Genomic DNA, 15,680 nt, shown 5'->3' with positions numbered 1-15,680 from the left:
GTCACGATCAAGATGATGGTTTCACCGGAGACAGAGCAAAATGTATATTAACTTTTTCATCAGTTCCATTGCTGGAATTGTAGTTGTGGTGTTAGCAGCTTTTGGCTTACTGCAATGGTTGCACATCCCTGCTGGTAACTTTCTTGATTGGGTGATTGGTGGTGCGAGTTTTTGGTGGCTGTTAGTAATTGTTACCGTACCGTGGAATGTGCATTTTCAAGCCAAAGAAGTCTTAGCAGAAGCAGCACAATCAACTGAGAAAGGAATTCCAGTCGATGAGAAACAAGTGAAGTATGTCACATTGTTGGCAAAGCGATCGCTCTGGATTGCCATTGCTTTCCACTTATTCTCAGCCATTGGTCTTTATACCCTTGCTGCCACTGGTATTAGTACGGTGGGATATATTAGTTCTGGCGCAGCTTTGTTATTAACAATTCTGCGTCCAGCTATTCGAGCTTATGAGTATCTATATGCACGGTTAGCGATGATTCGCCAAGAATGGAAGTATCCGCGCGAAGATATTGTTGAACTGCGCGATCGCTTCTCGATATTGGAACAAAAAATCCAGTCGTTGGAAGATCAACTCAACCCCGAACAAGCTTATTCCTTATCTGCAACTCAACAACGCTTTGCCGAAGAGACTCGCAGAGATTTAGCCCGGATTGCAGCTAATTTTGAGGAATTACGGGCGACAAATCAAACTGAACATGAGCGTTTGGCAAGAGAAGCCCGAACTGCGATCGCGCAACTTTCCACTGATGGGCAATTTCTCGATCATGTCCGCGAAATTATTCGATTTTTTAAGACTGCTTAATTATTACTTTCATAGCTAACTTAACTTTAAATTTTGGATGATGGTATTGAATATTCATTATCCAAAATTTAAAAAGTATCTCCAAAGGGGATTGTTGAGGCGTGTACCTAACTAGAACAGGAAAGGCTATAGTGAACTCACAAAACTTCAGGAGTACTCACAATGAATCAGATACAACTTACTTTAACTATTGGTTATCTGTTAATGACAGGCTATTTTTTTAGCAATTGGTTAATATTTTCTCTCCGTCATCCTGTTTCCACTCCAGAAGATAAATTTTTATCTGTTGTGATGTTTATGGTGACAACTATCTTCTGGTCTCTGATGATTCCGACATCTTGTTTAGAAATAGTTCAAAAAAAGCGAATAGACTTTAGTCAAATTATTCCTGTTCTTTTAGCAATCTTTATATTTAGTATTTCATATTATTTTACCGAATAATTCATAACTAATCTTTGCCAATTAGCATCTATATGAAGAATTATTGGCTGCCTCAGAGAAGCTAGTACCACAAGGCGGAATTCAAAATTAAAAATCCAAATTTGGCATCAGACTTAGATGTAGATACTTTAAAAAAGATAACCTCCTGGCGGATTGAACCAGGAGATTTAAAAAAAATTGATTCATCTCTACAAGCGTTGTAGCAGGCTCAAACCGTGGGTATCAGTACCACAGGTATTGAAAAGAAAGTATTCATCAGCCAGCTTTTGCACTTGTTCTGATTCCAATATGCTGGGTTTCCAAGGGTTAGGGTTGTTGTAGGCATAGAAAGTTTCCACGCCATCGATCCCTTTGTGGGATGCAGCTGGAATTAACTCAAAATGCGATCGCTTGTAACGCGCTGGATGAGCCAGAACCGCCAATCCACCAGCTTCGTGAATAGCGGCAATCACGTTACTTGCCTGATATTCTTGGCCTGTAGTTGGCCTTCTTTGCAGATAGGGTTTCATACTAGAGTGTTCTGGAGCAAAAGCATAAGCCAAAATATGAACTTCTATATCTAGAAGGTTTGCATTGATTTCTACGCCACTCCACAGATAAGGAGTTGTTGCACCAGAATTACTCCACTTCCAATCTTCTAACCAAGCAAGGGCCGCTTGATAGCCAAGAATGCCATGATGGTCAGTGATCGCTAACCCTTTTAGTCCAATTGCGATCGCCTGTTCCATCAATCCACTCGGCTTTAACCTGCCATCCGAGTAGATAGTGTGCATGTGAAAGTTGAATAACCTTGGACAACTATATGCATCAATGTTCTGGAATACTTGCTTCAAAAGTTCTGCTGAAGCAGTAGTCTGGGCCAAATTTATAGCCATAACCCCCTCTGAATAAAAATATATATTTTTAACACACTAAAACGCCCCATCTACAGATGAGAAATTTCCAACACTGTAAATTAGTATTGGTGGCTACTTTCTCAGCTTTCTCAGCAAATTTTTCAATATGTTAAGACTACGTTAGCAAATCTTAACCTCAGTAGTCATGGGTGATTTGTACTACTTTAAATGTAAGTAGCAAAAAATATTACATATAAAATTTTGTAAATCCATTCATACTATTTGTGCAAAATGACTTATTTCAAGATATTTAGGAGGATAATTTTATCTAAGAAGCCTGAGACGTAAATAGATATCACGTGTCAAAAAAAATATTACTCAGTAATTACACTATTTTTTTGATTCAGTTAAGAAATTTAGCATAGGCATAGCCCGCCGCAGGCATCGCATGAGTGAGTTTATAATAGTTATCAAAAAACTAGCGATCGCTTGCGGCTGATTATACTCCCCGCGCAATCCCAAAAGAATCCCCCTTCAAAGTTACCCCAAGTGGTTCTATCACCACCTCGCGGCTAAGGGAGGCTTCAACCTTTCCAGCAATCACAGCCGTTAACTTATGTTCTCTCGCCAGGATGACAATCCTTTCTGCATCCTCCTTTGATTCTGTATAAAATGCAAATCCGGCTCCGTAATTGAACACCGAAAGCATCGTTTCTGCCCCGCCCTCAAGATGACCCTCGACAAACGTAAATATCTCCGGTACTGGGAGCATCGTTTCGACAACATATCGGAGTGGCTTCACCGACCGCATCAGCTTTTGCCATCCATGTCCAGTGATATTCTCCATTGCGGTGGGGCGAATTCCTTCGCCAAGTACCGCCTGTACAAGCGGCGTGTAGAGATATGAAGCAGCATTCATCGCTTCCCAGAACTCCTGCCCACTTGGAAGCTTTGTTCTATACCCATCAGGAAGGGATTCAGCAAGCTTTCGCAGTGGGGTAAAGCCGTTCTCATGGGGGCCAGAACTCTCGACGAGAACAATAGTATTTCCGGCATCCAGACGCGAGCTATCAATCGGAGCAACACTAGGCGGCATAACCCCAAAAACCGAACCTGCAATGTCGAGCCGACCTGAAATCATCTTAGTTTTAAGTTGAGGAGTTTCCCCTGAGAGATAGACACACCCCACTCGTTTGCACCCTTCAACGACTCCATCCAGAAACCCATCAAGGAAAGTCGGGGTAAAAATTGTTTCAGGAGTACTTGATGGCAGATAAAGACCAAGAAGTAGAGTCTGCATCCCTGAAGTTGCTGCATCGTTTGTCAGACACGAAATGATCTTGATACCGATGTTCCACCAGAATCGCCGAAGTTCTTCTTCGGAAAGGTCATCAGGGCGGGTATCGTCTGCCGTTCCTAGTCCTTCAGGGACAAGTGTTAGAGAAATTTCTGGAGCGCCCGCTTGAATAAATGGAGCGAGGTTGAAGCTGAAAGCGTTAGCACTTGCTCCAAGACCCGATGCGGGGACGGTTCCATAGGCGCTTGCAAAGGTAAGCGTGCGTTTTGCAGCTTCGATGAAGCGTCTTTTTGCGGCATCGAGAGTATCGTAATCGACTTGATCGAGAGCTTGAGCCATCAGGTTGCGTTTTAAGTTAGGAGTAGAGACGCGATTAATCGCGTCTGTGCAAGAGTTAAAAGTTAGGAAAAGTCATAACTCCTCACTTTAAAATACCTCATCTTCAATACCGCGCCACCATTCACCCAAATTCATCAAGTCTTGGTAAATATCTTCTAATTCTTTGGTATACACATCGTTTGTAAGGGTTGTTCGACGCTCTTGCAATTTCTTGAGGCGCAGTTGTACCAATACCCAAGGTTTAGTAATGCTATTCGTCGCTTCGATGTATTGCGCTAGTTCTTTGCTATCCATATAATATTTTAATTTTTATGCTACTACTTTTAAGATACAGGAGGCAGTTAAGGCTGATGAAAAAGGTTTTTGAAAAAGTCACTACCAACCTGCATATCCCAGAAAAGAGCTTTTCCCAGAGCGATCGCTTTACTCTTATCTTTTACGTAGCCTGTATAGTCTGGCCGGGAGCAATGCTCTAACAGTGAGATGGGTAAGCAGGGGAAGCAGGGGAGGCAGGGGAGGCAGGGGAGGCAGGGGAGGCAGGGGAAGAGAAAGAAATAAGTGTAGAAGCAGTCTGTTTCGGTAGTAAAAAATACTAAAAATGCCTCTTTGCTCCCCCTGCCTCCCCTGCCTATTTCACGAGGATCTCACTTTTTCGCGTTGCTCCCAGTCTGGCCCTGGAATCGGTACAGTCTTTAGTGAAGCTAGTGAAGGCGGCGTTATCTGTGCTGATACAGTGTGTCCGGCTAGTACTGCGATCGCAGCATTTGTGGCGATCGTCACACTGCTTTTCATTCTCCTTGAAAATCTTGATGCCAGATCGCGAAGTCTGCCTACCACAGCAGCCACAAAAGTGAGGGTAAATTGAATTTTCCCCATGTTTTATATAAACGTTAATTTTGTCAAAAGTTGAAGCATTAATGCTCCCCTCTCAAATCTGAAAATTTTTTGTATCTCATGACACATAAATGTTAAAATATTAGTTTTTTATACTTAAGTGAGTAGGTAAAAATAAGTCAAACTAGATTACGTAATATAAAATCATTAAATTAGCTCATAGTAAGGATTGAAGCGGCTTGCTGTAACCTTTAATTATTCATGCCCACTTACTTTTTTAAGTATAATTTTTCTTAATTAATATAATTTTTTGATGAATTAAGCCAGTGTTGCTGTGGATATGCTTAGAATATTCCACCACATGTACCCAGCAAATTAAAAACAGCCACGAATACTACTCGTGACTGCAATTATTGATATAGCTAACAGGTTGTTTTTGCTTTACATATCTGGTAAAAGCTACTGTTACAACCGATTCAACACTGGTAGATGATTAAGCTTTGGCCAAGTTTTCAGCAGCAAAGTCCCAGTTTACCAAGTTATCTAAGAAATTCTTGATGAACGCTGGACGAGCGTTTCTATAGTCAATGTAGTAGGCATGTTCCCAAACATCTAAGGTTAGGAGTGCTTTCTTACCATGAGCTAGAGGGTTTTCTGCATTTGGTGTTTTGATCACCTTCAGCGTACCACCATCATCAATGAGCCAAGACCAACCACTGCCAAATTGAGTTGCAGCCGCGTTAGAGAACTCTTCCTTGAACTTGTCGAAGCTACCAAAATCTTTATCGATCTTGGCTGCGAGTTCACCTGTGGGTGTACCACCACCTTGTGGTTTCAAAGAATTCCAGAAGAAGGTGTGGTTCCAAACTTGAGCAGCGTTGTTGAAGATTCCCGCCTTAGAGGAGTCTTGGAAGGAAGTTTTGATTACCTCTTCCAAAGACTTATCAGCAAGTTCTGTACCTTCAGTGAGCTTGTTGAGGTTGTCTACATAAGCTTTATGATGCTTACCGTAGTGATACTCGAAAGTTTCAGCTTTCATGCCATTTGGCTCTAAAGCATTAATGTCGAAGGGTAGCGGAGCCTGTACAAATGCCATTGTGTCATCCTCTCTTTATCGGTTTCCAGTTTTAAGCTATTGTAGAAGCTTGGAAATTAATAGCTTTTATTTTCAGGAGTTTTATGTCTTTAATCGTGGAACATAAAACTTAACATCGTTATTTTACTACCAAAGTGAAACGAAAAACAAAGTCTTTCTCTAATAAGTAAAATAAGTTAAATTGCTCGTATGCAATCACTATAAATAAACATGGCTAATATTTCATATTTAAATACATATATTACAATCTGATTTGAAACACATCAATCGGAAAGCTTATATTTTGGAATTCTCTTATAAGTGGGAGACTTCTTAGTTCAGAAATAATTCAGGAGTGCTATGAAAATTGGTATTAAGTAATTAAAAGCAGAAATTAAAGCTTTGCAACTTCTACCTTTAGTAAGATTAATTGTTATTTAGATAATCAGTCTAAGGCTGGATGAATTAATTTTAAAAGAAGTTATTATTTAAAATAATCGATTAAAATTATTTAAATAAAAAATAATCAAAAATAAATAACTATCTAATATCTGTCTAAGTTTTGGCACTGTCTCTGGGTGCAGGAGATCTAGAGTTAAGGAGGCAGGGCAGGGCAGCCACATCATGTCAATAAGGTTGTTTCATTATCAATAAACTCCAAAACCATCTGATTAATCTCTGCTTATTGACAAAGATTTTAGAGATTGTCTTGAGGCTTAGAAAATTAAATCAAACAGTAAATGCTGTTTTTTTCGTTGATTCTTAACCTTGGTTATGAGAAAAAAGTAAAATTTGGATGCGTTTGCCTTAGAGTCTGCCCTCTTTACAAAGTACAAAAAGAAACTAATGAAACATTTTACCCTGTTTACTTTTCTGTATCTAGTAGCGGGAGTTTGCTTAACGGCGATCGCACTTGGGCATCCTGACATCACTCCAAACCATAAAATAACCCTGCTAATTAATGCTGGACTGCTATACCTTGTCGCTGTCCTCAGTACCTTTCGATTTTGGCGACAACGCTTAATAGACCGCCAAGAGAGACTGCGCGATAAACCTGCTTGGGATCGGAATTTTTTCATGATCTTACTTTCACTCATCATTGGATTTACGCTTTTTACAGCGATCCCTGATTTGGTGAATCACAACTGGGCAATAGAGGTGATCGCCAGAGTATCTGTCGCGCCACTGCTCATCCTGACAAGTACAGAACAACTCTTAATTAGAAGCCAAAATCGGCAATAATCCCGATTACAGGTATTTTCTTTATTAGTGACCAGAAGAGTACAACAAAAGTGGGAGATAAAGTGGCAGTAGCAGAGATTGATTACATGGTTGTTCCCTTGTCTCCTTGCTCTCTTCGATAACTACTACTCAGATAGACGTTGCTGGTAGTAGTTAACTATTTGTGCAGTGACTTCAGACACGTCCAAACCATCAGTTTGAAGTTCGATCGCATCTGCTGCTTTCTGCAAAGGAGAAACTTTGCGTGTACTATCTTTCCAGTCACGTTCGGCAATATCCCGTTCCAGCTGTTCTAAATTGATTTCGGATTTACCTTGTTTATTAAAGTCTTCCTGACGGCGACGGGCGCGTTCGCCCACAGAAGCGGTTAAAAAGATTTTTACTTCGGCATCGGGGAACACGTGAGTACCGATGTCTCGTCCTTCAGCGACTAAACCACCTTTTTTACCCCAGCTTTGCTGTTGTTTAACCAGTGCTTGACGGACAGCGCTTTGGGCTGCGATCGCAGATACAAGAGATGTTACCTCAGTGGTGCGAATTACCTGGGTAACATCAGTACCATTAATCCAAACCCGCACGGACGATTGTAAATCCTGGTTAGGAGTAAGTTCAATTTTAGACTGGTTAGTTAATTCAGCGATCGCACACTCATCATCAATAGCAATCCCCTTTTCCAATACTAACCAAGTGACAGCACGGTACATTGCTCCTGTATCTAAATAGACTAAACCCAGGTTTGCTGCCACTTGTCGCGCCACAGTGGATTTTCCAGCCCCAGCGGGGCCATCAATGGCGATAATCGGTTGACGATCGTGCAATATCGTATTGTCAATCAAACGTGTAGCACCAAGACGAGCTGCGATCGCCAACATTCCTTCCTCCTCAACTTTTTCTAAAGACATCAACGTAGTCGGTTCAACTAATTCAATATATTCCACTAAAATTGTGCTGACCATTGCCACTTCTTGCTGTACCACTGCTATCAACTTGTTGCTATTGCGATCGCCTGCAATGAATGCAGCTTCAGCTCGTCGCAAGCCGCGATATAATGCTGCTGCTTGCTCTTTTGCCGTTGCAGTCAAATATTGATTGCGAGAACTGAAGGCAAGACCCGACGCTTCACGCACTGTTGGACAACCAACAATTTCTACTGGCAAATTCAAGTCAGCTACTAAGCGTTTAATAATTGCCAGTTGCTGACCATCCTTTTGACCAAAGTAGGCACGGTCAGGCTGTACCAAGTTTAAAAGCTTGGCAACAATCGTAGCGACACCTTGAAAGTGACCCAGCCGAGAACGACCACACAAGCCTGTCATCATAGCAGATGGTGGTATGACTTGTGTAACCTTTGATTCTTGTATACTCTTCTGGGGAACCGCCATCTCTTCAGGACTCGGTGCAAAAATTGCATCTACCCCAGCTTGTTCGCAAAGTTGTTGGTCTTGCTCTAAAGTGCGCGGGTAGCGTTGATAATCTTCATTGGGAGCAAATTGCAGGGGATTGACGAAAATACTCACAATCACCGTAGAATTTTCTTGCCGCGCCCGTTGAATCAAGCTTAAATGACCTTGATGCAAATTCCCCATCGTTGGCACTAAACCAACTGCCGTCTGATACCAGCCAGTCATCTCATCTAGTCTCAGATCCTCAGTAACTGCAATTAGCTTGTTTTCTGAGCAGCGTTTAGTTAAATAGCAGCGTAAAGCTGCGACTGTTGTCAGCAGGCGCACAAAAATACCCCTAGTTCTTATCGATCCCTCCCCCGCTAGTTTATATCTGAAATAGAGGGAAGAGTTGATTGAACTAGGGGAATTAAGTGATACGGAACTGGAATTGGGGATTGGGTATTAGGGATTGGGAATTGGGGATTGGGTATTAGGGATTGGCGATTGGGTATTGGGTATTGGGTATGGTTGTTCTCCTTGTCTTTCCAGTCCCCAGTCCCCAGTCCCCAGTCCCCAGTCCCTAGATTATTTCCCCAAAACTTCAATATGTACTGGTGCAACGCCACTGCCCATCATTCCTAAAATCCGAGCTGCGCCAGCAGATACATCAATGATTCGACCCCGAATGTATGGGCCTCGGTCATTAATCCGCAGCACTACAGAACGACCATTACGGGTGTTGGTTACACGCACTTGTGTACCAAAGGGTAAACTGCGATGGGCGGCAGTCATTTCTTCTGGGTTAAATCTCTGACCGCTAGCAGTACGAGTACCAGAACCGTCATAGCCGTAATAAGAAGCCATGCCTCTCAAGGTGGCTTGCACTATTCCGACGGCAATTTGCCGGGGTAGCTTTGGTATTGATACTGGTAAATTCGCTATTTCTTTTAGGGGAGATGCATTGCCTAGTAGTCTCCGTAGGCGATTGGTTGCTTGCAATGCATCTTGCGCCAGATTGTTGGTGGAACCTGCTAGTCGTGTACCTTCGTTAATTTCGACCAATTCTTCGCCATTAATTTTGATTACATAGCGATCGCCATCTTGCTGGGGGGGAGCGCTTTTGTTTTGCGCTTGATTGGCATTAGATTTTTCCCCTGCTTTCCAACTGACGGTAATCTTACTGCCGTCAACATTTTCCCGATTCAACTGGTTGATCTTGGCTGCTATTACACCAGCTATCTGAACCGGGTCATTGTCATCGGAGCTAATCTGGTTACTCACATCTGTTAAGTTGCCAGTATTCAATGTATTTGATGAATTGCTAGCAATAAGGGCGTACGATTGTACGCCCCCAGTATTTCCAATTTCACCAACTTTTTTAGTTTCAAGATTCGTATTTGATACAGAACTCAAAAAGGTGAGAACAGGTATATTTCGGATAAAAAGGGTTGCCGCCTTACGTCCTCTAATGTTGTGAGGATGAATTTCTGTAATCACAGCATCCAAGGTTTGTTTCCCTGCTCTGGATTGGTACTCTCCCACCTTAACCACTTCAGGGTTAGGTGATTTTTGGGAAGCTAGCGCATTTCCCTTGGTGGTTTGAGTGGTGGTTTGAGTACAACCGACTGAAGGTATGCCCAAAACAGCCATAGACAGGGCAACAATAATCCACAAATGTCTTTGATTCATGCGTCCGTTTTTGAAAGCGACTGTAGAACTTAAGTTTTATAAATTGCGGGATTTTTCTACTAGTGAATTTAGTTGAAAGTTACTTCCCTTCTGAAAAACTCGAACTCGTTCCGTTTTCACTTTGTTCTTAATAACTGCAACAGACTAACACGAACCTTTTAGCTTGGGGATCAGGGTTTTAGCGTAATTATCGACAGCTTAATCAAATTAAAGTTCCAAATTTAAGGGTGAAACCTTTCTCAAGGGCGGACTTTGGCTATGTAACGCTTTTTTATGCAAGTCAAAAGTTTCTTAAAAAAACTTTACACTTATTGCAAGCCAAACCAACGATACCCTATTGATTTATCTTCTAAAGGCTCGCAACCATGCGTGTATTCTATATTACATTTATCTGGCTATTTCCTATAAGAAGATAATATAACCTCAATTAAATAGCATCGGCATAAATACTTAAAATCACTTATTTAATTAAATATTTAGATTTACCTATGAATAAGTCGTGATAAGAGTTACATCTGAAATAATTAAGCAAATTAGTTTGAGTTTAAGATGTTTTTTCTACTTAGATTAATGATGACTTTTATTCCCAATGACTAAACGGATACAAGTACGAAATACAACTAATGATATCAGTATTGCTGAGTATAAAATAAAGAAATATACTCAACCCAATATTTTTTGTAATTAACGATGGAAAAATTAAGAAATCTTCGCGATCGCTTGCACAAAGAATATTAAATGTATTAAAAATAACAACTTTTTCTTTGAAACTTCAGTAATTGCTCAAGGATGATTTTTGACAGCAAGCTGTCTTTGACAAAATCTTTGTGGTTGTAAATATGTACGGCTGCACCCCTACTATATATAGTGAGTATTTTGGGGAATACTATCAGTCTGATGACAAGCCAAGTAAATCAAAGAGATTTAGAAATAGATTCATCGCCATTATTAGCTGTTCTTAAGGAATTGCATTCCCAGTACAAGTTACTGCAAGAGGGTACAGTAGCTAAATATATTCCAGAACTGGCGAAGGCAAACCCGGATTTGTTCAGTATTTGCATTGTCACAGTAGATGGTCAGATTTACAAAGTTGGCGATTATGACCAACTCTTTACCATTCAGTCTATTTCCAAAGTCTTTGCTTATGGACTTGCCTTAGAAGATCATGGACTGGATTATGTTTTAACTAGAGTTGGGGTGGAACCGACGGGGGATGCATTCAACGCAATTGTTTTGGATGAGCAATCGAAGCGACCTTATAATCCAATGGTAAACGCTGGAGCGATCGCAACCACCAGCTTAATTAAAGGTTCCGGTCCAACGGAACGTCTTAACCGAACGCTGGAGATGTTCAAGCGATATATTGGCCGGGATGTGTTCGTTGACATTTCAGTTTTTACCTCAGAACGCAGTACCGGACATCGCAACCGCGCAATGGCGCATCTGATGCTCAACTTTGGGATGATTGACCGGAATATTGAAGAGTCGCTGGATCTTTATTTCCAGCAGTGTGCTGTGATGGTGAATTGCCAAGACTTAGCAGTGATGGCGGCTACCCTGGCTAACAAAGGTATGAACCCCATTACCAAAGAACAGGCGGTAGATAAGCGTTACATCAAAGATATTCTGAGTGTGATGTACACCTGTGGAATGTACAACTTTGCAGGTGAGTGGGCTTATAAAATTGGGATTCCAGCGAAAAGTGGTATTTGTGGCGGGATTATCGCCGTTGTACCCAATAAGATGGGCATTGGAGTTTTTTCGCCCCTACTAGATGCCCGTGGTAATAGTGTGCGGGGGGTGAAGGTGTGTGAAGAACTTTCCCAACGCTTAGGTTTACATCTATTTGATTGCTCAGGTCAAGAGGCTAAATTTGAGTAAATTATAAGAGCTAAAAACTAGAATAATTGGTGTATGTAGATGCAATATAAATTAGTTAGCCGCATTAAAAATCTGCTGTGCAGTTAAATTTAATTGAGGAAAAATAGGTGATGAAATCGCGGTGTTACCTCCCTACCCCTCTACAATCTATACGCTGCATACTCTTCAGCTTAACTTAGTGCCATTCACTCTTAACCAATGACAAATGACACCCAATAGGTGATTAGTAGAATTTTATTCTCTGTAGAGACGTTACAATGCAAGGTCTCTACAAGCGTTATCAATAGGTAACTTATCTTATCCTAACCGGATTGAAATGATTTATTCTCATAACTCTTCTGCTTGGGGAAGCGGGAAAATTTCACCAGCTAAGTAAGCTGGAAAGTGCTTTTGAAAGTACAACCAGGAAGTCATATCTTCGCCATCTATCAATGCTTTTGGGGCTTGTTTATATAGAGGAATACGGTTATTAATTTCGTCTTGCAGCAGGGGGGGCAGTTCTGTTAAACCATTGACTTTGCTGCCAACAGCACTGTAGATTAGTTGACCGGGGCGATCGCCCATTTTCATCCAGGGAAGCCATTGACCAATCCGATCCCAACTAAGTTTGAGTTCAGAAACTGATTTAAGTGCTGGGTTGAATAAATCTGCGGTTGGCACAGTTAATTTAAACAACTCCGCTGCCTGATAAATTGGATTTGGGCTGTATTCGGCAAATTTGCGATCGTCTACTAAAGGATTGGGGTAATAAGGAAATATATCAAAAACGAAGGTTGTGCTGTCACCGTCTACTTGTGCAGGAAAATTCCCCTCAAACTTACCCTGCACAGGATTATTGGCAACGTGAATCACCGGAACTGTCTCGCCTGTCCAAGGATTCTCCCATTTGGATAAAACCTCATCTGTTTTTGGGTTGAGGTAGTAAGTTAGTTCCCTAGAAGTAAAATCCCAGCTACCCTCTGCTGTGGGAATACATCGGCTAACGCTTAATCCCAGCATCTTAAACAGGAGTTGTCTTTTCTCACCGGGGATAAAGGCGTAAATTTTACCTTTCCAAATCAGGAAAGTGGATTCGGTAGGGTCAAGGGAAGAACGAGTTTTAACCCAGTGCTGCGCTTCAAGTTCTTGAATTTGGGCAACCATCTAAAGCATCCTTAGTATTTGGATAACAAAAGGATAAGCTAACCAGCATTCAAGTTGCATCTTTGTTATTAGTCATTTGTCAAAAACTAATGCCCCATTACCAATACCTTCATCAATTAAACTGGTTCAGAAAGTTGCTTATCCAGACGACGAAACAAAAACAGCCAAAGCGGCAGAGAACTATTAATCGCAATTAGTCGCACCAAATGACCAGTTGTGACAATTTCAACATTATGATTCAATGTTAGGGAAACTAGGATCATTTCTGCCGATCCTCCTGGTGCTGTGACTAAGAGACAGGTTAACCAGTCCCAAGAGGTTAATTGCATGGCAAGTATAGCAGCGATCGCTCCGGCGATGAGGGTCATTCCCACAGACATCAAGGCATAGCCGACAGTCCGCTTCTTAAAGTTGGGTTTGTCTCCCCAATATTCACCAATGGTAATTCCCAGAAGCATTTGACCCAATAAGTTAATTAAAGGCGGCGGACTAAAACTAATATCGCCCACAAAAGGCAGCCAATGTAGCAAAGGATTAAACCCCATACCAATCAACAATGCACCAAAGAAATCGCCGGCGGGAATTTTAAATAATATAGCTGGATAAACTACTAATCCAGTGATTAGGAGTGCTAACAAGAGTAATTCTAGTTGAGATGGATCGAGATTGAGCCAAACGCCGTTGATTGGGAGTGGTTGGGGATAGTAATTACCAGCTGATGTCCTAGCGATGAAGGGAATCAAAACAACTACTGAAGTGACGCGAATCGCCTGAACTAGAGCAACTAAGCTGACATTTTTATTGTAATCGGCTGCGATCGCAGCCATAATTCCGACACCACCAGGAACTGTCGCCAGCATTGCTGTCAATAGGTTGGTTTTGCTGAGGCGGGCGTAAATATAACCAATACAGGTTCCACTCAGCAGCAAAAACAAGGTCAGAAAAATAAATATGGGGATACCAGAAGCAATACTAGCTAGATTACCGTGGGTATTGGAAGCACCGACAGTTAAGCCTATAAGTGCCATTCCCACTTTTCTAGCAGTGCGGTTAGGTTGGGGGGAATATTGATAAAAAATTCGACACCCTTGAAGAACTACTGTACCAGCAGCAATCCCGCCAAATATCCAGGCAATTCTACCAATCTGGAACTTGGCGAGGAGTAAACCCAGAGGTAATGCTAGAAGCATTTCTAAGACAAGGACAATTAGTTGCTTCGTAAATAGCTGTTGTTTGGTAACAACAGCATTTTCATGAGTGTGTTCTTCCAGGCTGGAAGCAACACTTAGGCTTTGATTCATCAATAGAAAGCTTTTTTATTAATTTAACTTATGTACTTAAGCTAACGCGATCGCCTAGCCCGGATTTCTCTCCACATGTCGATTAAGCCTGCGCTTGAGCAGGGGAAGGGGAGCGGGGGAGCAGGGGAGCAGGGGAGGCAGGGGAGGCAGGGGGAGCAGGGGGAGCAGAGGAGCAGGGGAGGCAGGGGAGCAGAGGAGCAGAGGAGCAGAGGAGCAGAGGAGCAGAGGAGAGTTCAAATACCAAGTTCTTTCCCCTCTTGCCCATCCTTCGCCTCAAGCTTGTGAGAAATGCGAGTATTAGTTTTTCTTCCCTTGCTTCCCCTCCCTCCCCTGCCTCCCCTGCCTCCCCTGCTCCCCTCAAGCTTGTGAGAAATGCGGGCTAGGGTGGTCGCTTGCGCCATCGCATAAATCTACTTACACAAGAATCGCTATAGAGACAGGATAGGGGCACAACAATTATTATGCCCCTACAAATAATTTATATTCCTTTCTAATGGTTCAGCCGTTTAATCTTCATCAAGGGCTGGGAAAGCTTCTTCAAGCTGCCACAACCTATCTTTGTTTTGAACGAACCAAATACGAGTTTCGGGAGTTAATTTACTCCAAATGACTTCAACAGGGATGTGAGGAGATGCATATTGGTACTGTTGACCAAGGGATCTGAGATTGTCCGCCACATCATGGGGAATTCCGAATTGTTCCCAGTCAACTGTTATATGTCTTCCCGAAACACCTGCTGTGGGATCGAAAATCAATTGTGCCGATCTGACTAAATCAGCAAAGTGTTTCGGTTTGAGTTTGGTGATCTCTTGAATTTGAAGTGATTCGTTATACTCTTGAGACATTATCGCCGCAGTGGTAAAGATTAGTGGTGTATTGAACTTACTGCCAGAGATTTTGATCCCAATATTTTTACTTTAGCGCAGAGCCGCTAACTCGATTGTGACTTAGATTTATAGATTAGGGATTAAGTGTTGAGAATAATTCTGATTCCAATCCCCAATCTCCAGTCGCCAGTCTTTAGTTCCTATTTTAATGATGAGTGTAGGAACGCTCAAAGTGAGTTTTGAGTCTTTGTGCCATACGGAGTTCTCGTTCGCGCGGCTCATAACCGCAGTTTACAATTCTGCGGCGATTGAAGTCCTCAATCCCCTTCACATTCACGTTTTAAAAGCCAAATTACTAAAACTACTCAAGGTGTTAACAGTTAGTTAGGCGCTTGGTTGCGTAGGCGTAGCCCATCGGAGATATCGCTCGTTTAGGCGGTTACTTAGAACATCGACGTAATACTTTTATTGGCATCCAGGTACTGTGGCAAGGCGAGTTGAAATTGCACGATCTCTGTGTTCCCATAGCGTCTCGTAGAGAGGGTTAACAGCTTGCTAGAGAGACTTAACGGCAAA

General features: G+C 42.0%; 15 protein-coding genes. 5 read left to right on the top strand and 10 right to left on the bottom strand.

Annotated elements, in window-relative coordinates:
• The first annotated feature begins 40 nt into the window (after positions 1–40).
• Positions 41–814: a hypothetical protein gene (locus V7K42_RS15185; protein ID WP_334889296.1), complete on the top strand. Its 774-nt coding sequence runs from the start codon at positions 41–43 to the stop codon at positions 812–814.
• Positions 815–976: 162 nt separating this feature from the next.
• The gene (locus tag V7K42_RS15180) at positions 977–1,255 is read left to right on the top strand and encodes a hypothetical protein (RefSeq protein WP_334917415.1); all 279 of its coding nucleotides are present in this window, start codon (positions 977–979) and stop codon (positions 1,253–1,255) included.
• A gap of 188 nt (positions 1,256–1,443) precedes the next feature.
• On the opposite strand, the gene V7K42_RS15175 is transcribed toward V7K42_RS15180, so the two are convergent.
• The 3 genes from V7K42_RS15175 to V7K42_RS15165 all read right to left on the bottom strand — a co-directional run bounded on the left by V7K42_RS15175 (position 1,444) and on the right by V7K42_RS15165 (position 4,021).
• A complete protein-coding gene (locus tag V7K42_RS15175) occupies positions 1,444–2,130 on the bottom strand; it encodes a PHP domain-containing protein (protein ID WP_334917413.1) in 687 nt (228 codons plus the stop codon).
• A gap of 460 nt (positions 2,131–2,590) precedes the next feature.
• On the bottom strand, positions 2,591–3,727 hold the full coding sequence (locus tag V7K42_RS15170; protein WP_334917412.1) for an AIR synthase related protein: 1,137 nt from the start codon (positions 3,725–3,727) through the stop codon (positions 2,591–2,593).
• Positions 3,728–3,814: 87 nt separating this feature from the next.
• A complete protein-coding gene (locus V7K42_RS15165) occupies positions 3,815–4,021 on the bottom strand; it encodes a hypothetical protein (RefSeq protein WP_334917410.1) in 207 nt (68 codons plus the stop codon).
• 56 nt (positions 4,022–4,077) lie between these two features.
• Between V7K42_RS15165 and V7K42_RS15160 the strand changes: the two genes are divergently transcribed.
• Positions 4,078–4,203, top strand: a complete 126-nt coding sequence (locus V7K42_RS15160; RefSeq protein WP_334917408.1) for a hypothetical protein — start codon at positions 4,078–4,080, stop codon at positions 4,201–4,203.
• 157 nt (positions 4,204–4,360) lie between these two features.
• Here the strand turns inward: V7K42_RS15160 and V7K42_RS15155 are convergent, their stop codons facing one another.
• Both V7K42_RS15155 and V7K42_RS15150 read right to left on the bottom strand, forming a co-directional pair.
• Positions 4,361–4,603 (bottom strand): hypothetical protein, encoded by a 243-nt coding sequence (locus V7K42_RS15155; RefSeq protein WP_334917406.1) that lies wholly within the window; start codon positions 4,601–4,603, stop codon positions 4,361–4,363.
• A gap of 451 nt (positions 4,604–5,054) precedes the next feature.
• Entirely contained in the window at positions 5,055–5,657 is a 603-nt protein-coding gene (locus V7K42_RS15150; protein WP_334917405.1) for a superoxide dismutase, read from the bottom strand.
• A gap of 825 nt (positions 5,658–6,482) precedes the next feature.
• Here V7K42_RS15150 and V7K42_RS15145 point away from each other — a divergent pair.
• Positions 6,483–6,878 carry a hypothetical protein gene (locus tag V7K42_RS15145; protein WP_334917403.1) on the top strand — a complete coding sequence of 132 codons (396 nt, stop codon included), beginning with the start codon at positions 6,483–6,485 and terminating at the stop codon, positions 6,876–6,878.
• A 125-nt stretch (positions 6,879–7,003) separates the two neighbouring features.
• Here V7K42_RS15145 and V7K42_RS15140 read toward each other — a convergent pair whose 3' ends face one another.
• Complete coding sequence (locus tag V7K42_RS15140; protein ID WP_334917401.1) at positions 7,004–8,608, bottom strand: bifunctional pantoate--beta-alanine ligase/(d)CMP kinase; 1,605 nt, start codon at positions 8,606–8,608, stop codon at positions 7,004–7,006.
• 240 nt (positions 8,609–8,848) lie between these two features.
• Positions 8,849–9,952 carry a septal ring lytic transglycosylase RlpA family protein gene (locus tag V7K42_RS15135; RefSeq protein ID WP_334917399.1) on the bottom strand — a complete coding sequence of 368 codons (1,104 nt, stop codon included), beginning with the start codon at positions 9,950–9,952 and terminating at the stop codon, positions 8,849–8,851.
• Positions 9,953–10,849: 897 nt separating this feature from the next.
• On the opposite strand from V7K42_RS15135, the gene glsA reads away from it, so the two are divergent.
• Positions 10,850–11,833, top strand: coding sequence for a glutaminase A (gene glsA, locus V7K42_RS15130; protein ID WP_334917397.1), 984 nt, complete (start codon positions 10,850–10,852; stop codon positions 11,831–11,833).
• Between the two features lie 327 nt (positions 11,834–12,160).
• Here glsA and V7K42_RS15125 read toward each other — a convergent pair whose 3' ends face one another.
• From V7K42_RS15125 to V7K42_RS15115, 3 genes are all read right to left on the bottom strand, one after another.
• A complete protein-coding gene (locus V7K42_RS15125) occupies positions 12,161–12,976 on the bottom strand; it encodes a DUF1838 domain-containing protein (RefSeq protein ID WP_334917395.1) in 816 nt (271 codons plus the stop codon).
• Positions 12,977–13,092: 116 nt separating this feature from the next.
• Positions 13,093–14,277 (bottom strand): AbrB family transcriptional regulator, encoded by a 1,185-nt coding sequence (locus V7K42_RS15120; RefSeq protein ID WP_334917394.1) that lies wholly within the window; start codon positions 14,275–14,277, stop codon positions 13,093–13,095.
• A gap of 506 nt (positions 14,278–14,783) precedes the next feature.
• A complete protein-coding gene (locus tag V7K42_RS15115; protein ID WP_334917392.1) occupies positions 14,784–15,122 on the bottom strand; it encodes a hypothetical protein in 339 nt (112 codons plus the stop codon).
• Positions 15,123–15,680: the final 558 nt, after the last annotated feature.

Source organism: Nostoc sp. (genome assembly GCF_036917455.1).
Lineage (GTDB): Bacteria > Cyanobacteriota > Cyanobacteriia > Cyanobacteriales > Nostocaceae > Nostoc.
This window is presented reverse-complemented; position numbering and strand designations above follow the sequence as displayed.